This window comes from Paracoccus sp. SMMA_5_TC, assembly GCF_009696685.2.
Lineage (GTDB): Bacteria > Pseudomonadota > Alphaproteobacteria > Rhodobacterales > Rhodobacteraceae > Paracoccus.
Map to the genome: position 1 here is coordinate 50,433 of NZ_CP102357.1, position 20,982 is coordinate 71,414.

General features: G+C 66.6%; 20 protein-coding genes. 5 read left to right on the forward strand and 15 right to left on the reverse strand.

The features are described from left to right. Positions 1-41: 41 nt before the first annotated feature. Positions 42-2,012, forward strand: a complete 1,971-nt coding sequence (locus GB880_RS15840) for an FUSC family protein (RefSeq protein ID WP_327077768.1) — start codon at positions 42-44, stop codon at positions 2,010-2,012. 42 nt (positions 2,013-2,054) lie between these two features. On the opposite strand, the gene GB880_RS15450 is transcribed toward GB880_RS15840, so the two are convergent. The 7 genes from GB880_RS15450 to paaN form a co-directional block, all read right to left on the reverse strand. Then, positions 2,055-4,001 carry a 3-hydroxyacyl-CoA dehydrogenase NAD-binding domain-containing protein gene (locus tag GB880_RS15450; RefSeq protein ID WP_263467461.1) on the reverse strand — a complete coding sequence of 649 codons (1,947 nt, stop codon included), beginning with the start codon at positions 3,999-4,001 and terminating at the stop codon, positions 2,055-2,057. 1 nt (position 4,002) lies between these two features. Further along, entirely contained in the window at positions 4,003-4,704 is a 702-nt protein-coding gene (locus GB880_RS15455) for an ABC transporter ATP-binding protein (protein ID WP_154494641.1), read from the reverse strand. After that, a complete protein-coding gene (locus tag GB880_RS15460) occupies positions 4,691-5,467 on the reverse strand; it encodes an ABC transporter ATP-binding protein (protein ID WP_263467462.1) in 777 nt (258 codons plus the stop codon). Before GB880_RS15460 ends, GB880_RS15455 begins: the two co-directional genes overlap by 14 nt. After that, on the reverse strand, positions 5,464-6,420 hold the full coding sequence (locus GB880_RS15465; RefSeq protein WP_154493257.1) for a branched-chain amino acid ABC transporter permease: 957 nt from the start codon (positions 6,418-6,420) through the stop codon (positions 5,464-5,466). Before GB880_RS15465 ends, GB880_RS15460 begins: the two co-directional genes overlap by 4 nt. Continuing rightward, a complete protein-coding gene (locus GB880_RS15470) occupies positions 6,420-7,292 on the reverse strand; it encodes a branched-chain amino acid ABC transporter permease (RefSeq protein ID WP_154493255.1) in 873 nt (290 codons plus the stop codon). The genes GB880_RS15465 and GB880_RS15470 overlap by 1 nt, the downstream gene beginning before the upstream one ends. A gap of 72 nt (positions 7,293-7,364) precedes the next feature. Next, positions 7,365-8,510, reverse strand: a complete 1,146-nt coding sequence (locus GB880_RS15475) for an ABC transporter substrate-binding protein (protein WP_154493253.1) — start codon at positions 8,508-8,510, stop codon at positions 7,365-7,367. A gap of 41 nt (positions 8,511-8,551) precedes the next feature. Continuing rightward, complete coding sequence (gene paaN, locus GB880_RS15480) at positions 8,552-10,201, reverse strand: phenylacetic acid degradation protein PaaN (protein WP_154550605.1); 1,650 nt, start codon at positions 10,199-10,201, stop codon at positions 8,552-8,554. Between the two features lie 104 nt (positions 10,202-10,305). On the opposite strand from paaN, the gene paaG reads away from it, so the two are divergent. The 4 genes from paaG (at position 10,306) to GB880_RS15500 (ending at position 13,629) form a co-directional block, all read left to right on the forward strand. After that, positions 10,306-11,094 (forward strand): 2-(1,2-epoxy-1,2-dihydrophenyl)acetyl-CoA isomerase PaaG, encoded by a 789-nt coding sequence (paaG, locus tag GB880_RS15485; RefSeq protein WP_154493251.1) that lies wholly within the window; start codon positions 10,306-10,308, stop codon positions 11,092-11,094. Next, entirely contained in the window at positions 11,091-11,534 is a 444-nt protein-coding gene (gene paaI / locus GB880_RS15490) for a hydroxyphenylacetyl-CoA thioesterase PaaI (protein ID WP_154493249.1), read from the forward strand. Before paaG ends, paaI begins: the two co-directional genes overlap by 4 nt. A 31-nt stretch (positions 11,535-11,565) precedes the next feature. Then, positions 11,566-12,876, forward strand: a complete 1,311-nt coding sequence (gene paaK / locus GB880_RS15495; RefSeq protein ID WP_154493247.1) for a phenylacetate--CoA ligase PaaK — start codon at positions 11,566-11,568, stop codon at positions 12,874-12,876. 153 nt (positions 12,877-13,029) lie between these two features. Next, a complete protein-coding gene (locus tag GB880_RS15500) occupies positions 13,030-13,629 on the forward strand; it encodes a TetR/AcrR family transcriptional regulator (protein ID WP_154493245.1) in 600 nt (199 codons plus the stop codon). Here GB880_RS15500 and GB880_RS15505 read toward each other — a convergent pair. The 8 genes from GB880_RS15505 to paaA form a co-directional block, all read right to left on the reverse strand. Then, positions 13,613-14,233 (reverse strand): acyltransferase, encoded by a 621-nt coding sequence (locus GB880_RS15505; protein WP_154493243.1) that lies wholly within the window; start codon positions 14,231-14,233, stop codon positions 13,613-13,615. The two genes, GB880_RS15500 and GB880_RS15505, sit on opposite strands and share 17 nt — an antisense overlap. Continuing rightward, positions 14,230-16,302 carry a phenylacetic acid degradation bifunctional protein PaaZ gene (gene paaZ / locus GB880_RS15510; RefSeq protein ID WP_154550606.1) on the reverse strand — a complete coding sequence of 691 codons (2,073 nt, stop codon included), beginning with the start codon at positions 16,300-16,302 and terminating at the stop codon, positions 14,230-14,232. Before paaZ ends, GB880_RS15505 begins: the two co-directional genes overlap by 4 nt. Before the next feature lie 76 nt (positions 16,303-16,378). Further along, the gene (locus GB880_RS15515) at positions 16,379-17,131 is read right to left on the reverse strand and encodes a Phenylacetic acid catabolic protein (RefSeq protein WP_154550607.1); all 753 of its coding nucleotides are present in this window, start codon (positions 17,129-17,131) and stop codon (positions 16,379-16,381) included. Between the two features lie 12 nt (positions 17,132-17,143). After that, the gene (paaE, locus tag GB880_RS15520) at positions 17,144-18,220 is read right to left on the reverse strand and encodes a 1,2-phenylacetyl-CoA epoxidase subunit PaaE (protein ID WP_154493241.1); all 1,077 of its coding nucleotides are present in this window, start codon (positions 18,218-18,220) and stop codon (positions 17,144-17,146) included. A gap of 22 nt (positions 18,221-18,242) precedes the next feature. Continuing rightward, positions 18,243-18,764 (reverse strand): 1,2-phenylacetyl-CoA epoxidase subunit PaaD, encoded by a 522-nt coding sequence (gene paaD, locus GB880_RS15525; protein WP_154493239.1) that lies wholly within the window; start codon positions 18,762-18,764, stop codon positions 18,243-18,245. Positions 18,765-18,769: 5 nt separating this feature from the next. Then, positions 18,770-19,621, reverse strand: coding sequence for a 1,2-phenylacetyl-CoA epoxidase subunit PaaC (gene paaC, locus GB880_RS15530; RefSeq protein ID WP_154493237.1), 852 nt, complete (start codon positions 19,619-19,621; stop codon positions 18,770-18,772). Beyond that, positions 19,621-19,905: a 1,2-phenylacetyl-CoA epoxidase subunit PaaB gene (gene paaB, locus GB880_RS15535; RefSeq protein WP_154493235.1), complete on the reverse strand. Its 285-nt coding sequence runs from the start codon at positions 19,903-19,905 to the stop codon at positions 19,621-19,623. The genes paaC and paaB overlap by 1 nt, the downstream gene beginning before the upstream one ends. A 79-nt stretch (positions 19,906-19,984) precedes the next feature. Next, complete coding sequence (gene paaA / locus GB880_RS15540) at positions 19,985-20,977, reverse strand: 1,2-phenylacetyl-CoA epoxidase subunit PaaA (RefSeq protein WP_154493233.1); 993 nt, start codon at positions 20,975-20,977, stop codon at positions 19,985-19,987. Positions 20,978-20,982: the final 5 nt, after the last annotated feature.

Consider the following 20,982-nt stretch of genomic DNA (forward strand, 5'->3'; position numbering starts at 1 on the left):
TGTGGCGCCGGCGGGCCTGACCAAAGGGACAGGTGGCCACCGTGGGATTTGCAAGCCGATTGAAACGGATGACCGGCTGGGACACCATGGCCGGGGCCGAACGGGACGCTGCCATGCCTTTGCGCGATACGCTGCGACAACTGGAATATTTCGTCGCGGTGGGCGAAACCGGCAGCATTGCCGCGGCCTCGCAGCAGGTGAACGTATCCTCGCCGTCGATCTCGGCCGGGATTTCGCAGCTTGAGGAGGAACTGGGCGTCAAGCTGTTCGTGCGTTATCACGCGCAGGGGCTGACGCCGACCCTGGCCGTGCGCAAGCTGCTGGATCATGCGCAGATCATGCTGCCGGGTCTGCGGCGCAGCTTCATCGAAGATTACGCCGAGGTGCGCATCTCTCAGGTCGAGGCCGATCAGGCCGAACTGTTCGGATTGCTGCGCCAGGCCCGCATCGACCTGGCGCTGACCTATGACCTGGACCTGCCGACCGACCTGCGCTTTTTCCCGATCCTGGAGCTGCCGCCGCTGGTGGCGATGGGCGAAAGCCATCCGCTCGCGCAGCTCGCCGAGGTTTCGATCGAACAGCTGGCGCCGCTGCCGATGGTGCTGCTGGACCTGCCCTTCAGCGCCGATTACTTCCTTTCCTTTTTCGTCAAGCAGGGCCTGCGCGCCAATATCGCCGAGCGCACGCGGGACATGTCGGTGATGCGCAGCCTGGTGGCCAACGGTTTTGGCTATTCCATCGTCAATGTCCGGCCGCTGCGCGATATCGCCCCCGACGGGCGGCCGATGCGCTTTGTGCCGCTGGCCGGGCAGCCGCGGCCGATGCGGCTGGGCGTGCTGGTCAGCGACGGGACCGAGCGGACGCAGCTGCACAAGACCTTCATCCAGCACGCGCGTGCTTGGATCACCGCCAACTGCGCGCGGCTGCTGGGGGGGCGATGCCGGCTAGGTCCGCGGCTTCGTTCAACGAAAGGGCGCGGCCATGCCGAGGCGCGAACGGAATGGGGCAGACAGATGAGCGACCGTCAGGCATGGCTGTTTCGCGCCGCGCAGCTGTTCGCGGCCGCGGCGCTGGCGCTGATGCTGGCGGTGGCCCTGGGGCTGCAAAGCCCCTATTGGGCGGCGATGCCGGTCTGGGTGGTCGCGCAACCGCATCGCCAGGATCTGCTGCTGCGGGCGGTGCTGCGGTTGCTGGGCACCGGCGTCGGGGCGGCGGTGGGCTGGGCTGCCCTGGTCTGGCTGGGCTATCCCTGGGCCGTGGTGACGGTGCTGCTGCTGTCGCTGGGGCTTGGCACGGTGCTGACCTATTGGATCGGCGGCGTCTACAGCTATGGCGTGCTTCTGGCGGCGATCACGGTGGCGGTGGTGCTGATCCCGGCGCTGGATCATCCCGTGGACGCCACCGCCCTGGCCCTGGACCGTATCGCCTGCACGGTGATCGGGGTGTTGGCGGTCACCGCAATCACCTTCCTGTTCACGCCGCGCCGACAGCAGCCGCCGCCACCCCTGCCGCCGGCGCGCCTGCGCACCGTGCCGCTGCACGCGCTGCTGGTGATGGCGGCCTCGGGGCTGGGCTGCCTTGCCATGCTGGCACTGGGGGGTGCGCCGGGCATCGCCGCAGCCATGGCGCTGAGCATATTCAGCCTGCTGCTGGGCTCCAGCCGACAGCCGCAGCCGCTGCTGCGCTATCTGCCGGCCGGGGCTGCCATTGGCGTGGTCGCGGCCGTGGGCTATCGCGCCCTGGACCAGGCCCTGCCTGACCATACGCTGGGCCTGACGGTGGTCCTGGCCCTGGCCTTCGTGGCGGCGGGCGCGCTGCTGCGGGCGCATCCCCGGACGGCGCCCTTTGGCCTGGATGCCAACATGTGTTTCCTGCTGGCGGCCGAGGCCGGAACCACCGGCCACGACCTGCGCGCCCATGCCATGGCCGGGGTCGCGCTGGTGGCCGGTGCCGGGCTGCTGGTGGCGCTGTTCCGGCGCCTGGGAGCCGCTGATGCGGCCGACGCCGGATGACTTGGCCTCGAAATTGTCAAGGATTCCTGAACAAGTCTTTGTTCAGGAAGATTTCCTGCCCTGGGCAAACATCGGGCCGCCGCGCCAGCGCGGAAAGCCATAGCCATGGATTTCCACCAGATCGATGTCGGCGGCGCTGCCTGCGATGCCCTCGTTCAGGATCGCCTGGCCCTCGGCCGCCATTTCGCCGACCAAGGTATCGGCGATCTCTTGCGCGGGCATCTCTGCCGCCGGGCCGACATGGCCCGCCAGCAATGCTGCGACTGCGGGCGACGGCTGGGGCTTGCGGTCGCCCGGGACGTAGTCATACCAGCCGCCGCCGGTCTTTTGGCCCTTGCGGCCGGCGCGCACCAGAATGTCGCCCAGGGTTTCAGGCACATCGCGCCCCGCTGCCCGCGCGCCTTCGCGTTGCAGATAGGCGATGTCCAGGCCGCCCAGATCCTGAGCCTCGAACGGGCCCATGGCAAAGCCATAGTTGCGCATGGCGGCATCCACCGCGGCGATGGGCACCCCGCGGCGCAGCAGCGCCTCGGCCGCGGCGCGATAGCGCTTGAGGATGCGATTGCCGATGAACCCTTCGCAAATACCGGATTGAACAGGAATTTTCTTCAGCATCCGTGCCAGGGCAAAGCCGGTGGCCAGCGTCCGCGCAGAGGTTTCGGGGATCGGCACGATCTCGAGCAGCTTCATCACATTTGCCGGGCTGAAGAAATGCAGGCCGATGAAACGGTCGGTGCCGGGCAGATCGCGGGCGATGTCGCGCGGGTCCAGATAGGACGTGTTGGTGGCCAGGATGGCATCGGCGCGGCAATGGCGCGCCAGTTGCTCGAACACCGCGCGCTTGACGCCGATTTCCTCGAACACCGCCTCGATCACCAGATCGGCCGGGGCCAGGGCGGCATAGTCGGTGCTGCCGGTGACGCCGTCTTGCAGGGCGCGGGCCTGGGCTTCGGGCATCTTGCCACGCTTGACGGCGCCGGCAAAGATGCCGGCCAGATTGTCCAGCCCACGGGCCAGCGCCTCGGTGTCGCGTTCGATCAGGGTGACGGGCAGGCCCGCCTGACGCAGGGCGGCGACGATCCCCGCCCCCATGGTGCCGCCGCCGACGACGCCGACATGGCGCAGCTCCATCGGCGCGACATCGCGCAAGGCTGCCGGCCGGGGCGCGGCACGCTCGGCAAAGAACACATGGCGCAGCGCCGCCGCCTGGTCCGAGCCGCGCAGATCCAGGAAGGTCTGGCGTTCATGCGCCATTGCCGCATCAAAGGGCGCCTCGACCGCCTTGCGCAGACAGTCCAGCGCCCGCAGCGGCGCGGCGGCCCCCTTCGCGGATCGGGCGATCGCAGCCCGCTGCGCGGCCCAGAAATCGGCGGGCGGCGGTTCGACGGGGCGGGCCGACACCGGCGCCGGCAGCGGCCGGGCCAACGCCTGGCGGGCGAAATCCAGCGCCCCCTGGCGCAGGTCGCCCTCGATCACCGCATCGACCAGCCCCAACGCCTGCGCCCTGGCCGCGCTTACCGGTCGGCCCGAGGTCACCAGGTCCACCGCCGCCTCGACGCCGATCAGGCGCGGGGTGCGCACGGTGCCGCCAGCGCCGGGCACGATACCCAGACCGACCTCGGGCAGGCCCAGCGTCGCCTGCGTCAGCGCCACGCGAAAGCGGCAGCCCATCGCCACCTCAAGCCCGCCGCCCAGGGCCGAGCCATGGATGGCGGCGACCCAGGGCTTGGCCGCGGCCTCGATCCGGGCGACCAGATCGGGCAGATGCGGCGGCTGCGGCGGCTTGCCGAATTCGGTGACATCGGCCCCGGCGATAAAGGTGCGCCCGGCACAGATCAGCACCACCCCCCGCACATCGGGATCGGCGTCCAGCGTCGCCACCGCATCCCAAAGCCCCTGGCGCAGCGCTTGCGACAGCGCGTTGACCGGCGGGTTGTCCACGATGACGACGGCAAGATCGTCCTGTTTTTCGATGGTTACGACCGACATTTCATATCCCCAGATAGGCTTCGCGGATTCGCGGATCGGCGATCAGCTCGGCGGCCGGCCCCTGCATGGTGATGCGGCCGGTTTCCATGACATAGCCGCGGTCGGCGATCTTCAGCGCGCCAAAGGCGTTCTGTTCGACCAGCAGCACAGTGACCCCCAGGGCCTTCAGCCCGCTGACCACGTCGAAGATCTGCTGCACGATGATCGGCGCCAGACCCATCGAGGGTTCGTCAAGCAGCAGACATGACGGCCGCCCCATCAGCGCCCGCGCCATGGCCAGCATCTGCTGCTGGCCGCCCGACAGCCCGCCGGCCGCCAGGTTGCGCTTTTCCCGCAGGATCGGGAACATCTGGAACGCATCCTGCATATCGGCATCGACCCGGTCGTCATTGAACAGGAACGCGCCCAGGCGCAGGTTTTCCTCGACCGTCAGGTTGGTGAAGATCTGCCGCCCCTCGGGCGATTGGGTCAGGCCGCGCCCCGGCCGCCGGAACGCCGGCAGCGCGGCCAGATCCTCGCCGCGAAAGGTGATGCTGCCGCCCGATACCGGCTGCACCCCGGACAGGCAGCGCAGCAGCGTCGTCTTGCCGGCGCCATTGGCGCCGACCACGGTGACGATTTCGCCCGATTCCACCGTCAGGTCGATGCCGTGCAGCACCTCGATACGGCCATAGCGCGAGCGCAAGCCTTCAACCGTCAGCATCGGCAACCTCCGTTCCCAGATAAGCGGCGATCACCGCGGGATCGCGGCTGACCACGGCGGGCGCGCCCTCGGCGATCTTTTCGCCATGGTCCAGCACCACGATGTGATTGGAAATGCGCATCACCATCTTCATGTCGTGTTCGACCAGCAGGATGGCCACGCCCGAGGCCGCGACCTCGGCGATCAGATGGTCGATTTCCTCGGTCTCGACGGCGTTGCAGCCGGCGGCGGGTTCATCCAGCAGCAGCACCTTGGGCTCCATCGCCAGCGCGCGGGCGATCTCCAGCCGCTTGAGCGAACCATAGGACAGGCTGCCCGCCTCGCGGTCGGCGGCGCGTTCCAGCCCGACGCGGGCCAGCAGCTGGCGCGCCCCCGCCTCGGCCGCCTTTGCCCGCCGGCGCGAGGACGGCAGGTTGAACAGATCGGCGATGACCGGCCCGCGCTCCTGCAGGTGAAAGCCGGAAATGGCGTTTTCCAGCACGGTCATGTTCTGGAAGATCTGCAGGTTCTGGAACGTCCGCGACATGCCGCGCTGCGCCAGGCGGAACGGCGCCATGCCGGTCACATCCTCGCCCAGCAGCGACACCTTGCCCGACCCGGGGCGATAGACGCCCGAAATCATGTTGAACAGCGTGGTCTTGCCGGCACCGTTCGGGCCGATCACCGACACGATCTCGCCCGGCTCGACCTTGAAACTGACGTCATTGACCGCGCGCAAGCCGCCGAAGCTGATGCCGAGGCCCTCGATCTGCAAAAGGCTCATTCGTCTTTCCCCCGGAACTTGCGCAGGATCGAGGGCACCAGGCCCTCGGGCAGGAAGATCATGACCAGCATCATCACCAGACCCAGGATCAGCTGTTCGTAATCGGCAAAGACGGTCAGCACCTGCGGCAGCAGCGTCAGGATGCCCGCGCCCAGGATGGCGCCCGGCACCGATCCGGCACCGCCCAGCACCGCCATGGTCACCATTTCGATCGAATGCATGAAGCCGGCGACATCGGGGGTGATGAACTTGTTCTGCATCGCCAGCAGCGAGCCCGCGACCGAGGCATAGACGGCCGAGATCACAAAGGCCTGCAGCTTGACCCGCGCCACGTCGATGCCCACCGTGCCGGCGGCGATCTCGGACCCGTGCAGCGCCCTGAGCGCCCGCCCCGTCGGGCTGTGATAGAGGTTCAGCGCCAGCCAGGCACCGATCAGCAGCGCCAGCCCGGTAAAGCCATACCAGAATTCGCCGCTGGACATCTTCAACCCCATGTCGCCCAGCAGGCCGCGCAGCCCCAGGTCGGGCACGTCGATGCCGTCCGGCCCCTTGGTCAGCCAGCGTTCGTTGTTCAGGATCATGGCGACCAGGATGCCGAAACCCAGCGAGGCGACGCCCAGGTAATAACCCTTCAGCCGCAGGATCGGGCGGCCGACCAGCCAGGCCAGCACCCCCGAAATCGCCGCGCCAAGCACCACCGCCAGCGCCGGCGGCAGCCCCCAATGCACCGGCGCCAGCGCGCAGGCATAGCCGCCGATGCCGGCGAAACCGGCGTGGCCCAGGCTGATCTGGCCGGCATAGCCGATCAGGATGACGATGCCCGTCACCGCCAGCGCGTTGACGAAGATCAGCGACCCCACCCGGAAATAGTAGCCCGAGGGGAAGAAGAACGGCGCCAGCGCGATCAGCGCCGCCATCACCAGCAAGGTGGTGTGTTTTTGGGACAATCGCATCACACGCGCTCCGTCGATTTGCTGCCGAACAGGCCCTGCGGCATGAAGAACAGCACCGCCAGGATGACCACGAAGGCCGCCGCGTCCTTGTATTGCGACGACAGATAGCCGGCGGTCAGCGCCTCCAGCAGCCCCAGCAGCAGGCCGCCGACAAAGGCGCCCTTGGGATTGCCCATGCCCCCCAGCATTGCCCCCGCGAAACCCTTCAGCGCCAGCGCCAGACCCACGTCATAAGAGGTCAGCGTGATCGGCGTCACCAGCACGCCGCCAAAGGCGCCGATGGCGGCCGACAGAGCAAAGCTCAGCGTCATCACGAAATTGGTGTTGATGCCGACCAGCTGCGCGGCCAGGCGGTTGTTCGATGTGGCCAGCACCGCGCGGCCCAGCAGGGTGCGGGTAAAGAACAGCCACAGCCCGACAAAGACCGCCAGCGCGCCCAGGATCACCCACAGGCTCTGGCTCTGGATCGTGGCGCCAAGCACGTGAATGGGCTCGGTGCCGGAAAAGGCGGGAAAGCTGTGGATCTGCTTGTCGAAGATCAGCTGCGCCGCGCCGCGGATGAAGATCGAGGCGCCGATGGTGATGATGATCAGCGACACCACCGGGGCGCCGCGCGCCGGTTCGATCGCCAGGCGGTTCAGCGCCACCCCCACCGCCGCAGTCAGGACGATGGCAATCAGCGCCGCCAGCGGCAGCGGCAGGCCCGCCGCATGGGCAAAGACGGTAATCATCCCGCCCAGCATGACGAATTCGCCCTGGGCAAAGTTCACCACGCCAGAGGCGTTGAAGATGATCGTGAAGCCAAGCGCGACCAGTGCATAGACCGCGCCCACCGTCAGCCCTGAAAACAGGAATTGCAGAAGTTCAGACATCTCGTGCTCTTTGGCTGGGATCGCCCTGAGCGGGCAGGATCGGCCCCCCGACGACCAGGGGGCCGGACGCGCTTATTCCACGATCGTCCACTTGCCGTCCTTGACCTCGAGCATGCGGAAGGCGCTGAGGTCGAGGCCCAGGTGATCCTCGGGCGACATGGTATAGACGCCAGTGGTGCCGGCGAGGCCCTTGGTCTGTTCCAGCGCGTCGCGGATCGCCTGCGGCTCGGTCGAGCCGGCGCGCGTCACCGCATCGGCCAGCAGCGCGAAACCGTCATGGGCATAGCCGCCGAAGGTGCCGACCGGCATCTTGTACTTGCCCTCGAAGGCGGCCTTGTAGGCGGTGACCACCGGTTTCTGCACGTCGTCGTCGGCCAGTTGGTCGGCGACCAGCAGCGCGGTGCCGGGCAGGCGCACGCCCTCGGCGGCATCGGCACCCGCCAGTTCGATGAACCCGTCCGAGGCCACGCCATGCGACTGATAGAGCGGCAGGTCGATGGCCAGCTGCTTGTAGTTGCGGGTGACGATCGACGGGCCCTGGCCGAAGCCGGGATTCAGCACCGCCTGCACGCCGGCGGCGTTCTTGATCTTGGTCAGCTGCGCCGTCATGTCGGCGTCCTTGGGATCATAGGTTTCGTCGGCGACGATCTCGATGCCGTAGTCGCCGGCGACATCCTTGCACTGGGCCTGCATCGAGGCGCCGAAGCCGTCGGTGCCCGATATCATGCCGATCTTGGAAATCTGACGCTTCTGCATGTCCTCGAAGATCTTCTGGCAGGCCATGCGGTCGGTATGCGGGGTCTTGAAGGTGAAGGGCTTGACCGGCTGGATGATGTCGATGGCGCCGGCCAGCGAGATGAAGGGAATTTCCGCATCCTCGGCCACGGCCAGAATCGACATGCTGGTGCCGGTGGTGGTGCCGCCGATGATCGCCTGCACCTCGTCATCCTCGATCAGGCGGGTGGCAAAGGTGCGCGCCTTGTTCGCGTCGCCGCCGTCGTCATAAAGCACCAGCTTGACCGGCTCGCCGTTGATGCCGCCCTTGGCATTGGCTTCCTCGACCAGCATTTCCAGGGTCTTGGCCTCGGGGTCGCCCAGAAAGGCCGCGGGGCCGGTGGCGGAAATCGAGGCGCCGATCTTCAGTTCGGCGCTGGCGGTGCCCGCCATGCCAAGCGCCAGCAGCGCCGCGGGCAGGGTCGTGGTCAGGATCTTCTGCATCTTGGTCTCCTCCCAGAGTATGTGATGTTCAGGCAAGTCGGTCACGCAGCGGCCGGCCGGCGCCACATGGCGCGGCGGAATCGGCCCGCCACGAAGGCGGTATCGGTCAGACTGGCATTTCCGGCAGGATTCGCGCCAGTGACATGAAAGTCGCTGAAGGCCGCCGACTGATTGACATAGATATTGCCGGTCAGGTTCACGGACAGGTTCACCCCCGCCGCCGCAAAGGCACGGGCGGCGCGGGCAATGCGCGCCTCGTCGGTGTCATAAAGCGCGGCGGTGATCGCCCCCTTGCGGCGGGCAAGCTCGGCGGCGCGGCGGATTCCGGTATCGGCATCGGCCACGGTGATGACAAAGGCGATGGGGCCGAAACATTCCTCTTCGGCCAGAGGATCGCCGTCGTTCAGCGCCAGGATCAGCGGCGTGGCGGTCCGCCCCTGCCCCACGGGCGCCGAATCGCGCAGGATGCGACCGCGGCCGCGCACGGTCTCGATTCGCGCCAGGGTGGCCGGGTTGGCAATGGCGCCGCAGACGCCGGCGGCGCGGGCGGGGTCGGACAGCAGATCATTGACCGCCTGGGCCAAGGCGCGGCCGACCTGATCGGGGCTCTGATGGCCCTGATCGGTGTCGATGCCCGACTGCGGCACATAGATGTTCTGCGGCGCGGTGCACATCTGGCCCGAATACAGCGCCAGCGAGAATGCCAGATTGGCGCACATGCCGGCGAAGTCGTCGGTCGCAGCGATGGTGACGGTGTTCACGCCCGCCTCTTCGCTGAAGATCTGCGCCTGGGTCGCATGTTCGCGCAGCCAGTTCCCGAAACCGTTCGAGCCGGTATAATCGATCAGCCGCACCGCCGGGTCTGTGGCCAGCCGCTTGGTGATCTCCGCCCCCGGCCGATCGACGGCCAGCAGCACCGAATCGGCGGGCAAGCCGGCCTCGACCAGAACCTCGCGCAGGCAGCGCACCGCCAGGGCCAGCGGAAGGATCGCGGCCGGGTGCGGCTTGACGATCACCGGGTTACCGGTCGCCAGGCTGGCAAAGATGCCCGAATAGCTGTTCCAGGTCGGAAAGGTGTTGCAGCCGATGGCCAGCGACACACCGACCGGCACGATTGCCCAGTGCTTTTCAAGAACGATGGGCGCGGCCTTGCCCTGCGGTTTTTCCCAGCGCGCTTGCGGGGCAAAGCGGGTCATCTCGTCCCAGGCCATGGCCACCGCCTCGAGCGCGCGGTCCTGGGCATGGGGCCCGCCGGCCTGAAACGCCATGGCGAAGGCCTGGCCGGTGGTGTGCATGACCGCATTGGCCATCAGGAAGCTGTCGCGATTCAGCCGCACCAGCGCCTCGATACAGGCGCCGACGCGCTGTTCGGGGCTGGCCTCGGCCAGGGCGGGGGCGGCGGCCAGCGCGGCGGCGATCAGCGAATCAGGCTCGGCCGCCGGATAGGTGATGTTCAGCGCGCCACCAAAGGGCGAGATCTCGGTGCCCAGCCGCCCCTGCTGCGGGTGTCCGGGCAGGTCGAATTCCTGGCCGCGCAGCGCGGCAAAGCCCGCGGCACCATCCTCGCGCGCCGATTCGCCATAGATTTTGCCGCTGGGAACTTCAGGGAATGGTGTCCAGAAGCCGCGATTGTGCAATGCTTGCACAGCCGCATCCAGCATTGGCCGATGGCGTTCGAAAAAGCCGGTCAAAGCGTCCTCCCTCGCTTGATGAGAATATCATTGACCGGCCGGTCGGTTTATGCAACAAAAAAATGCAAGGGGAGCCCGCAACCTGCGGGAAGGGGAGCTGAAACATGACGGAAACCGTCCTGAAGTCTGTAACCGATGGCGTTCTGACACTGACGCTGAACCGGCCGGACAAGTTGAATGCCTTCAACACCGACATGCATCTGGCGCTGCAATCCGGGTTGCAGAACGCGCACCAGGACAGCGCGATTCGCGCCGTTCTGCTGACTGGGGCGGGGCGCGGCTTCTGCGCCGGTCAGGATCTGGGCGATCGCGATCCGCGCAAGGCGAGCGAGCCGCCAGACCTGGGCCACACGCTGGAAACCTATTACAACCCGACGATTCGGCTGATCCGCAGTCTGGACAAGCCGGTGATCTGTGCCGTGAACGGTGTGGCCGCCGGTGCAGGTGCCAATATCGCCCTGGCCTGCGATATCGTGCTGGCCGCTGTCTCGGCCAAGTTCGTGCAGGCGTTTTCCAAGATCGGACTGGTCCCGGATGCGGGCGGTTCCTGGCTGCTGACGCGCATCCTGGGCGAGCCGCGCGCCAAGGCGCTGGCATTGACGGCCGAGCCGCTGCCCGCCGCCACCGCCGCCGAATGGGGGCTGATCTGGAAGGCGGTCGCGGATGAGGAGCTGATGGACCAGGCCACGGCGCTGGCGCGCACACTGGCGGCTGGGCCGACGCTGGGGCTTGGATTGACCAAGCAGATGATCCAGGCCGCTGCGACCAACAGCCTTGACCAGCAGCTGGAACTGGAACGCCAGAACCAGCAGCGCGCCGGCCGCAGCGCCGATTATGCCGAAGGCGTCACCGCATTTCTTGAAAAACGCAAGCCGGAGTTCCGTGGCCAATGAAACCCGCATCCGAAATGACGCCGCAGGAACTGGCCGAAGCCTCGGCCAAGGCCATGTGGAACGACGACAGCGCCAGCCAGCGGCTGAACATGCGGCTGGACCATATCGCGCCGGGACAGGCCACGCTGTCCATGAACATCGGCACCGCGATGTCGAACGGCCACGGCAACTGCCACGGCGGCTATATCTTTACCCTGGCTGACAGCGCCTTTGCCTTTGCCTGCAATACCTACAATCAGGTGACCGTCGCCCAGCACTGTTCGATCACTTATTTGATTCCCGGCCGCATCGGCGACCGGCTGACCGCTACCGCGACCGAGGTGTCACGCCGCGGCCGGTCCGGCATCTACGACGTCCGCGTCACCAACCAGAACGGCGAGCATGTGGCCGAATTCCGTGGCCATTCGCGCACCGTCAAGGGAACCCATCTGCCGGACTGAGGTCCGCCACCGCGTCGCAAGGGAGGAAACCATGCAAGACCTGACCCCATCCAGAAAAGACCTCGACCCGATCGAGATTGCCTCGCGCGATGAAATCGAGGCATTGCAGTTTCACCGCATGAAGCGGTCGCTGAAGCACGCTTTCGAGAACTCCCCCTTCTACCGCAAGCGCTTCATCGAGGCCGATGTCCACCCCGAGGATCTCAAGACCCTGAAGGACATCGCCAAGTTTCCCTTTACGGTGAAACAGGATCTGCGCGACACCTACCCGTTCGGCATGTTCGCGGTGCCCCAGTCCAAGCTGGTGCGCATCCACGGCTCGTCGGGGACCACGGGCAAGCCCACGGTGGTGGGCTATACCGCCGCCGACATCGACCACTGGGCCAACCTGATCGCGCGCTCGATCCGCGCCGCGGGCGGCCGGCCGGGCGACATGGTGCACAACGCCTATGGCTATGGCCTGTTCACCGGCGGCATCGGCGCCCATTACGGGGCGGAACGGCTGGGCTGCACGGTGGTGCCGATCTCGGGCGGGATGACCGAACGTCAGGTCACGCTGATCAACGACTTCAAGCCGCGCATCATCATGGTCACCCCCAGCTACATGCTGTCGATCCTGGACGAATTCCGCCGCCAGGGCCTGGACCCGCGCGAAAGCTCGCTGGAAATCGGCATCTTCGGCGCCGAGCCCTGGACGAACGCCATGCGCCAGGAAATCGAGGAAGCCTTCAACATGCATGCCGTGGACATCTATGGCCTCAGCGAGATCATGGGCCCCGGCGTCGCCATGGAATGTGTGGAAACCAAGGATGGGCTGCACATCTGGGAAGATCACTTCTACCCCGAGATCATCGACCCGGTGACCGGCGAAGTGTTGCCCGATGGCGAGATGGGCGAGCTGGTCTTTACCACCCTGACCAAGGAAGCCCTGCCGATGGTGCGCTATCGCACCCGCGACCTGACACGCATCCTGCCCGGCACCGCACGCTCGATGCGGCGCATCGAAAAGATCACCGGCCGGTCAGACGACATGATCATCCTGCGCGGCGTCAACGTCTTTCCGACCCAGATCGAGGAACAGATCCTGAAATGCCAAGGACTTGCCCCGCATTTCCAGATCGAACTGAACCGCGCTGGCCGCATGGACAACATGACCGTCCATGTCGAATGCACCCCGGACATGACCGACGAGGCCGCGCGCGCCAAATCGGCCAAGGAACTGGCCCATCACATCAAGAGCGTGGTCGGCGTCTCGACCAAGGTCGAGGTCAAGGATCCCAACAGCATGGCGCGGTCGGAAGGCAAGGCCAAGCGGGTGGTCGACAACCGCCCCAAGGAGTAGCCCGCTGCGCAAAACCGTGCGCCTCTGCGTCACGGCATCGCACGGTCATGACAAGCGTCAGGAAAACGGTTAAGGGGGCAAAGGGGGCCAATGTGCCCCCCTTGCCTGTTCGCATTTGACCCCTTGGGGCAGATTCACAGTTACGAGGATTTCATGGCTCGGACACGGGCAACCGATTTCGAGGAAAAGCAGCGCGTGCTTTTGCACAGCGCTGCCGAGGTTTTTGCAGAACAGGGCATGGAAAAGGCGTCCATGGCCCAGATCGCCGCGCATGCGCAGGTGTCAAAGGCGCTGCTTTATCACTATTATCCCAGCAAGGGCGAATTGATCTTTGCCATCATCATCACCCATCTGCAGGAACTGGATACCGTCATTCAGCAAGCCGACGATCCCGGGCTGCCGCCCTCGCAGCGCTTGCGCCGGCTGGTGGGAAGCCTGCTGGAATGCTACAAGGGCGCCGACAACGAACACAAGGTCCAGCTGAATGCCACCCCGGCCCTCGCCGAGGGGCAGAAGGCCGAGATCCTGGCGATCGAACGCAGGATCGTGCGGCGTTTTGCTGCGGTGCTGCGCGAAATCAACCCGGATCTGGACGATCCGCAGCGCCCGTTGCTGACCCCCGTCACCATGTCGTTGTTCGGCATGATGAACTGGGTCTACATGTGGTTTCGCGACGGCGGGCGCATCACGCGCGAGGATTACGCCGATGTCGCCACCACCCTGATCCTGGAAGGGATCAAGGCCGTTCGCTGAACTGCCGCCGCTCCAGCACCAAGGGATCATAGCGCGGCGCCTGCGCCCGCGGCCGGTCGGGTTCGGCTGCGGCCAGGGGCTGGGCCGGCGCCAGCTTGTGGCGGGCCTCGACGGCCAGCTGCTGATAGACGCCGGTGCCGCGCCGCTTCCAGTCGATTTCCTCGGCGGTCAGGGATCGGGCTACGCGCGCGGGCGAACCCATGGCCAGGACGCCGGGCGGGATCTGGGCCCCGGCCTTGACGAAGGCCATGGCGGCGATGATCGTGTTTTCGCCGACCACCGCCTCGTCCATGACCACCGCGTTCATGCCCACCATGGCATTGCGGCCGATATGGCAGCCGTGCAGCACCGCGCCATGGCCGATGTGGCCCGATTCCTCGACCACCACATCCTTGCCCGGAAAGGCATGGACGACGCAGGTTTCCTGCACGTTGCAGCCGGAATGCAGGGTGATGCGGCCGAAGTCGCCCCGCAACACGCAACCCGGTCCGACATAGACCCCGGCGCCGATGATGACATCGCCGATCACCACCGCCTCGGGATGCACGAAGGCATCGGGGTCGATGACCGGCACGATGCCGTCCCAGGAATAGACGCGGCTCATGTCGCGGCCGGGGCCGGGGGCCATTGCTTGGCGACCATGGTCAGCACGTCGTATTGCGCCACCACCTCGCCCTTCTGGTTGGTGACCTGGCAATCCCAGCGCACCTCGCCATGTTCGGCATTGGCGCGGGGGTTGATCTCCTTGCAGGTCAGCCGCACCTGCAGGCTGTCGCCGAAATAGACCGGCGTCAGGAAACGCAGGTTGTCCACCCCGTAATTGGCCAGCACCGGGCCGGGGTTCGGCTCGACGAACAGCCCGGCGGCAAAGGACGCGATCAGATAGCCATGCGCCACCCGGTCGTCGAAGAACGGGTTCGCCCTGGCCGCGGCCTCGTCCATATGGGCATAGAAGGTGTCGCCGGTGAAATGGGCGAAGTGCTCGACATCCTCGTCGGTGACGGTGCGCCGCGCGGTGATCAGCTGATCGCCGATGCGCAGCTCGGCCAGCGATTTGCGGAATGGGTGGATGTCGTGATTTACCGGGGCGCCCTCGATCCAGCGACCGGTGATTGCCGACAACAGCCGCGGCGTGCCCTGCACGGCGGTGCGCTGCATGTAATGCTTGACGCCGCGGATGCCGCCCATTTCCTCGCCGCCGCCGGCGCGGCCCGGTCCGCCATGGACCAGCGGCGCCAGGGGCGAGCCGTGCCCGGTCGAGCTTTTGGCCGAATCGCGGTTGCCGATCAGCACCCGCCCGTGCCAGGGCGCCACGCCCAGCACCACCCGACGCGCGACATCGGCATCGTCGGTAAAGACCGACGACACCAGTGAGCCCTTGCCCAGCCGCACCATCGCCACCGCCTCGTCCAGATCGTCATAGGGCAGCACAGTCGAGACCGGGCCGAAGGCCTCGACCTCATGCACCGCATCGGCCTGATGCGGGTTTTCGGCATAAAGCAGCACCGGGTTCAGGAACGCCCCGCGTTCCGCATCGCCCGAGCCGACCCGCACCGCCCCCGGATCGCCGGCGACGATTTCGGCCACCGCCTGCAGGTCTCGGATGCGCTCGCGCACCTCGGCGCGCTGGTCCAGGCTGGCCAGCGGCCCCATGCGGGTCGATTCATCGCCCGGCAGACCCAGCTGGGTCTTGCCCAGCCGCTCGCCCAGGGCAGCGACCAGCGCATCGACCTGGCCGCGCGGTGCGATCACCCGGCGGATGGCGGTGCATTTCTGTCCGGCCTTCACGGTCATTTCGCGCGCGACCTCGCGCACGAACAGGTCGAATTCCGGCGTGCCCGCCACCGCATCCGGCCCCAGGATCGAGGCATTGAGGCTGTCGGCCTCCATGGTGAAGCGCACGGAATTGGCGATCACCGCCGGATGGGTCTTGAGCTTGCGCCCCGTCCAGGCCGAGCCGGTAAAGGTGACCGCGTCCTGTTCGGTGACATGATCCAGCAGATCACCGACGCTGCCGCAGATCAGCTGCAACGCGCCTTCGGGCAGGATGCCGGTATCAATGATCCGGCGCACGCACAATTCGGTCAGATAGGCGGTCTGGCTGGCCGGCTTGACGATGCAGGGCACGCCGGCCAGCAGAGTCGGCGCGATCTTTTCCAGCATCCCCCAGATCGGAAAGTTGAAGGCGTTGATATGCACCGCCACGCCTTCCAGCGGCGTCAGGATGTGCTGGGCGACAAAGCTGCCGTCGCGCGACAGCTGCTCGACCTCGCCATCGGTCAGCACCCGGGTGTTGGGCAGTTCCCGCCGCCCTTTCGAGGCAAAGGTCAGCATGGTGCCGATGCCGCCTTCGATATCGACCCAGCCGTCGGTGCGGGTGGCGCCGGTGTGCAGGCTTTCGGCGTAGAATTCCTCCTTGCGCTCCATCAGCGCCAGGCCAAGCGCCTTCAGCATGCCGGCGCGTTCGTGAAAGGACATGGCGCGCAGCCGGGGTCCGGCGGTCGTGCGGCCGTGTTCCAGCACCGCCGCGAAATCGAGGCCGGTGGAATCGATCAGCGCGACGGGGTCGCCCGTCGCCGCATCCAGAAGCGCCTGACCCTCTTTCGTGCCGGGGGTCCAGCTTCCGCAGACATAGCTTTCAAGACGGCGCGGGGCCGAGGCCGTGGCGGTCATGGCGTTTCCTTCCAATGCTGTTCATGACGGGCGCGACCGGCGGCCGCACCCCTGTGGATCGCGGGGCCTGGACCCGTCACAGGCCAAGCGCGGCCAGGTGTTCGTCGGCCAGCGCCTGCCAGCGCGCCAGCAGCACCTCGTTCGGCTGGTGGCGCAGGCCAAAGCGCGCCAGCGTCTGGTAGCGGTCGGAATGGGCGATGCCAAAGCCGGCGGCGACGCGCGGGCGCCAATAGGCCACCGCGGCGCGGGCCTCGGCGCGGCCTTCGTCGCTGGCGACGATGCGTTCCAGCCCCTCGAGCCCCAGTTCGGCATGGCGCGCCTCGCGCGGGGCGATGCGGCGGAACACCTCGGCCAGCGGGCCATAGGACACGCGGGTCAGTTCCGTCATCTGCACCCCGGTCGCCAGCCCCTGCAACACGTTCATCACCACCGCATCGGTCCAGCCGATGATCGGGTAATGCAGCACCGACAGCCGCATGTCGCCGGGCAGGCGGGCGCTGCCCAGGTCGGCGTCGCGGTCCACCCGCGCGGCCCAGTCATGCGCCGCCTGATACCGCGCCATGTCGGTGCCGAAATCGCCCATTACCTCCAGCACCTGGCCGGCATGATCGGCCTTTTCCAGGGTGATGACGCTGGCGGCGATGCGTTCCTTGATGCCGGGGGCGAAGTTGATGGAATCGGCGAAGCCCGCCGACGCCGCCAGTTCGCTGTCCACGAAAGAGGACATCAGCCGCATCAGCTCGCCGCGGTAGCGGGCCGGGACGTTGCCGGGCGCGGTCAGCACCCCGCCCTGCGCCAGGTAGTCGTCAAGGTTCATCGTGTCGGACATGAGCCGTTCCCCTTATTCGTCATAGCTGACGACCACGCGGTCGCTCAGCGGATAGGCCTGGCAGGACAGGACGTAACCGGCGCGCACCTCGTAATCCTCGAGCGCGTGGTTGATGGCCATTTCGACCTCGCCCTCGAGCACCTTGCAGCGACAGGTGGAACAGACCCCGGCCTTGCAGGAATAGGGTGCGTCCATGTTGTTGGCGATGGCGGCATCCAGGATGGTTTCGCCGGTGCGCGGCATCTCGAAGCTGCGGGTGGCGCCATCCAGCGTCACCGTGGCCTGGGTGCCGGTGCCGGGCGTCACCGCCTCGCGCGAGACGGCGCGGGCCTTGGCCCGGCCCGGCTGGCTCGAGGCAAAGAGCTCGAACTTGATCTGTTCGTCGCGCAAGCCATGGTCGCGCAGCGCCGCCGCGATCGCCAGCATCATCGGTTCCGGCCCGCAGATGAAGGCGACATCGACGCTTTTGGGGTCGATCCAGCTGCGGAACAGCCCGGCCAGCTTGTCGGCATCGATGCGGCCGGTGAACAGGTCGATTTCCTGCCCCTCCTGTTCCAGCACATGGATGATCGACAGCCGGCCCAGATACAGGTTCTTGAGATCCTCGAGTTCCTCGCGGAACATGATGCTGTTGATCTGGCGATTGGCATAAACCAGCGTGAACTGCGATGCCGGTTCGCGCGCCAGCACGGTCTTGATGATCGACAGGACAGGGGTGATGCCCGAACCGCCGGCAAAGCCCAGGTATTGCCGGGCGGCATCGGGGTCCAGCGGGGTATGGAACTTGCCCATCGGCGGCATGGCCTCGATCTCGTCGCCGGGGGCCAGGTTCTCGTTGGCCCAGGTCGAGAAGGCGCCGCCATCGACGCGCTTGATGCCGACCTTCAGGCAGCCTTCGTCCAGACCGGCGCAGATCGAATAGGACCGGCGCAGTTCCTCGCCGTCGAAATCGCGGCGAAAGGTCAGATACTGGCCTTGGGTGAAATCGAAAAGCGCGCGGTCCTCGTCGCGGGGGGCAAGGGTGATGACCACCGCGTCGCGCGTCTCGCGCTTGACATCGGTGACGGTCAGCGGGTGGAAGCGTGCCATATGGGGGTGTCCTTCCTGAACCTCAGATGCATTTGAAATAGTCGAAGGGTTCCAGACAGTCGGTGCAGCGATAGCTGGCCTTGCAGGGGGTCGAGCCGAACTGGCTGACTTTTTCGGTCCTGGTCGAGCCGCAGCGCGGGCAGGCGATGGTCAGGTTGTTGCCGGTCAGCCGCGCGATGCGGCCGGCCAGCACGCCATCGGCGGCGGTGCCGTCCACCGGCGGGGCAATGCCATAGGCGCGCAGCTTCTCGCGGCCTTCTGCGGTGATCCAGTCCGTGGTCCAGGGCGGCGACATCTGCCGTTCCAGCCGCAGCTTGTCGATGCCATGGCCGCGCAGGGCGGTTTCGATGTCCAGGTTGATGATGCTGGTCGCCGGGCAGCCGGAATAGGTCGGCGTGACCTTGACCACCAGCGTGTCGCCCTGCCAGGCGACATCGCGGATGATGCCCAGATCGGTCAGGCTGATGACCGGGATTTCCGGGTCGGGAACCTCGGCCAGCCAGCGCCAGACCTGATCCACGGCCGGACGGGACGCGGCATCCATGGCCGTTACCAGCTCGCGCCCGGATAGGCGCGCTGCAGGAACTGCATCTCGGCCAGGATATAGCCCAGATGTTCGGTATGGACGCCCTGGCGCCCGCCCTTGTGGGCAAACGCGCCGGCGGGATAATCCAGCGTCGCCTCGGTCAGGACGGCGCGCACGGTCTGCTCCCAGCCCTCGCGCAGGCTGGCGGGATCGGGGATGATGCCGCGGGCGGCGATGGCCTTGTCCTTGTCGTCGGACAGGAACATCTCGCCGGTATAGTCCCACAGCGCCTCCAGCGCCTCGGCCATGCGGCGGTGGCTTTCCTCGGTCCCGTCGCCCAGCCGCACCACCAGATCCGACGAGCGTTCCAGGTGATAGGCCACTTCCTTCGCCGCCTTGGCGGCGATTTCGGCCACCCGCGGATCCGACGATTTCACCAGCCCCTTGAGCAGTTCGTGATGCCAGGCATCGAACAGGAACTGGCGCATCAGCGTATGGCCGAAATCGCCGTTCGGGCGTTCGCAGATCAGCAGGTTGCGAAAATCCCAGGCATCGCGCAGATAAGCCAGGTCATCGGCGCTGCGGCCGGCGCCCTCGACCTCGGCGGCCAGGGCCAGCCACAGCTGCGTCTGGCCGATCAGGTCCAGCGCCACATTGGCCAGCGCGATGTCCTCCTCGAGCGCCGGGGAATGGCCGCACCATTCCGACACGCGATGGCCCAGGATCAGCGTCGAATCGCCGATGCGCAGCAGGGTTTCAAACAGCGCCTCTTGCCCTTCGTCAGGCTGCGGCACGGCGGGGTGGCTGGCATGGGCGGCCTGGGCCTGCGCCAGTTCGGCCACGTCGGGGGTGGTCATGTCGGGCAGCGACGGCATCACATATGCCCCACTTCTTCGGGGATGTCGAAAAAGGTCGGGTGGCGATAGACCTTGCTGTTCGAAGGCTCGAACAGCGGACCCTTGTCCGACGGGCTCGAGGCGGTGATGTCGGCGGATTTCACCACCCAGATCGACACGCCTTCATTGCGGCGGGTATAGACGTCACGGGCGTTCAGGATCGCCATTTCGGCGTCGGGGGCATGCAGGCTGCCGACGTGGCGGTGGTTCAGCCCGTGCTGGCCCCGGATGAAAACTTCCCAGAGCGGCCATTCCTTGGACATGTGCTGTGTTCCTGACTTGGGGCGGCGGTGCCGCGTGTTCCTGGCGGGATGGGCAGGTGTTGCAGAAGGCGGGTTGCGATCACTCGGCCGCGACGGCGGTGCGACGGGCGGCCGCCTTTTCGGCATGGGCGACCAGCGCCTCGCGGAACCAGGCGCCGTCGTTCCAGGCCTTGACCCGGGCGCCCAGGCGGTCGCGATTGCACGGGCCGTTGCCGGCGATCACGTCGAAGAATTCCGACCAGTCCGGTTCGCTGAAGTCGTAACCGCCCTTTTCCTCGTTCCATTTCAGGTTCGGATCGGGAATGGTCAGGCCCAGATATTCGGCCTGGGGCACGGTCTGGTCGACGAATTTCTGCCGCAACTCGTCATTGGTGTTCATCTTGATGCGCCAGGCCATGGACTGGGCGCTGTGGACCGAATCCTTGTCGCTGGGGCCGAACATCATCAGCGCCGGATACCACAGCCGGTTCAGCGCATCCTGCGCCATGCGCCTTTGCGCCGGCGTGCCCGAGGCCATCTTCATCATGATGGCGTAGCCCTGACGCTGGTGAAAGCTTTCTTCCTTGCAGATGCGGATCATGGCGCGGGAATAGGGGCCATAGCTGGTGCGTTGCAGCGGCACCTGGTTCATGATCGCCGCGCCATCGACCAGCCAGCCCACCGCGCCCATGTCGGCCCAGGTCAGCGTCGGATAGTTGAAGATCGAGCTGTATTTCATCTTGCCGGCATGCAGCAGCTCCATCAGCTCGTCGCGCGACACGCCCAGCGTCTCGGCGGCACTATACAGATACAGGCCATGGCCGGCCTCGTCCTGGACCTTGGCCAGCAGGATCGCCTTGCGCTCGAGCGTGGGGGCGCGGGTGATCCAGTTGCCTTCGGGCAGCTGGCCGACGATCTCGCTATGGGCGTGCTGGCCGATCTGGCGGATCAGGGTCTTGCGATAGCCTTCGGGCATCCACTCCTTGGGCTCGATCTTTTCGCCGCGGTCGATGCGCTCCTGAAAGGCGATCTCTTCGGGGGACATCTCCTCGCGGGACTTGGCGCCTTCGGATTTCACAAGCTGGGCATACATGGCCG

Bases quoted from the DNA above. Each gene is read 5' to 3' on its own strand.
- GB880_RS15450 (WP_263467461.1), bottom strand. From the start codon at position 4,001: ATGTCGGTCGTAACCATCGAAAAACAGGACGATCTTGCCGTCGTCATC.
- GB880_RS15455 (WP_154494641.1), bottom strand. From the start codon at position 4,704: ATGCTGACGGTTGAAGGCTTGCGCTCGCGCTATGGCCGTATCGAGGTG.
- GB880_RS15460 (WP_263467462.1), bottom strand. From the start codon at position 5,467: ATGAGCCTTTTGCAGATCGAGGGCCTCGGCATCAGCTTCGGCGGCTTG.
- GB880_RS15465 (WP_154493257.1), bottom strand. From the start codon at position 6,420: ATGCGATTGTCCCAAAAACACACCACCTTGCTGGTGATGGCGGCGCTG.
- GB880_RS15470 (WP_154493255.1), bottom strand. From the start codon at position 7,292: ATGTCTGAACTTCTGCAATTCCTGTTTTCAGGGCTGACGGTGGGCGCG.
- GB880_RS15475 (WP_154493253.1), bottom strand. From the start codon at position 8,510: ATGCAGAAGATCCTGACCACGACCCTGCCCGCGGCGCTGCTGGCGCTT.
- paaG (WP_154493251.1), top strand. From the start codon at position 10,306: ATGACGGAAACCGTCCTGAAGTCTGTAACCGATGGCGTTCTGACACTG.
- paaI (WP_154493249.1), top strand. From the start codon at position 11,091: ATGAAACCCGCATCCGAAATGACGCCGCAGGAACTGGCCGAAGCCTCG.
- paaK (WP_154493247.1), top strand. From the start codon at position 11,566: ATGCAAGACCTGACCCCATCCAGAAAAGACCTCGACCCGATCGAGATT.
- GB880_RS15500 (WP_154493245.1), top strand. From the start codon at position 13,030: ATGGCTCGGACACGGGCAACCGATTTCGAGGAAAAGCAGCGCGTGCTT.
- GB880_RS15505 (WP_154493243.1), bottom strand. From the start codon at position 14,233: ATGAGCCGCGTCTATTCCTGGGACGGCATCGTGCCGGTCATCGACCCC.
- paaZ (WP_154550606.1), bottom strand. From the start codon at position 16,302: ATGACCGCCACGGCCTCGGCCCCGCGCCGTCTTGAAAGCTATGTCTGC.
- GB880_RS15515 (WP_154550607.1), bottom strand. From the start codon at position 17,131: ATGTCCGACACGATGAACCTTGACGACTACCTGGCGCAGGGCGGGGTG.
- paaE (WP_154493241.1), bottom strand. From the start codon at position 18,220: ATGGCACGCTTCCACCCGCTGACCGTCACCGATGTCAAGCGCGAGACG.
- paaD (WP_154493239.1), bottom strand. From the start codon at position 18,764: ATGGATGCCGCGTCCCGTCCGGCCGTGGATCAGGTCTGGCGCTGGCTG.
- paaC (WP_154493237.1), bottom strand. From the start codon at position 19,621: ATGCCGTCGCTGCCCGACATGACCACCCCCGACGTGGCCGAACTGGCG.
- paaB (WP_154493235.1), bottom strand. From the start codon at position 19,905: ATGTCCAAGGAATGGCCGCTCTGGGAAGTTTTCATCCGGGGCCAGCAC.
- paaA (WP_154493233.1), bottom strand. From the start codon at position 20,977: ATGTATGCCCAGCTTGTGAAATCCGAAGGCGCCAAGTCCCGCGAGGAG.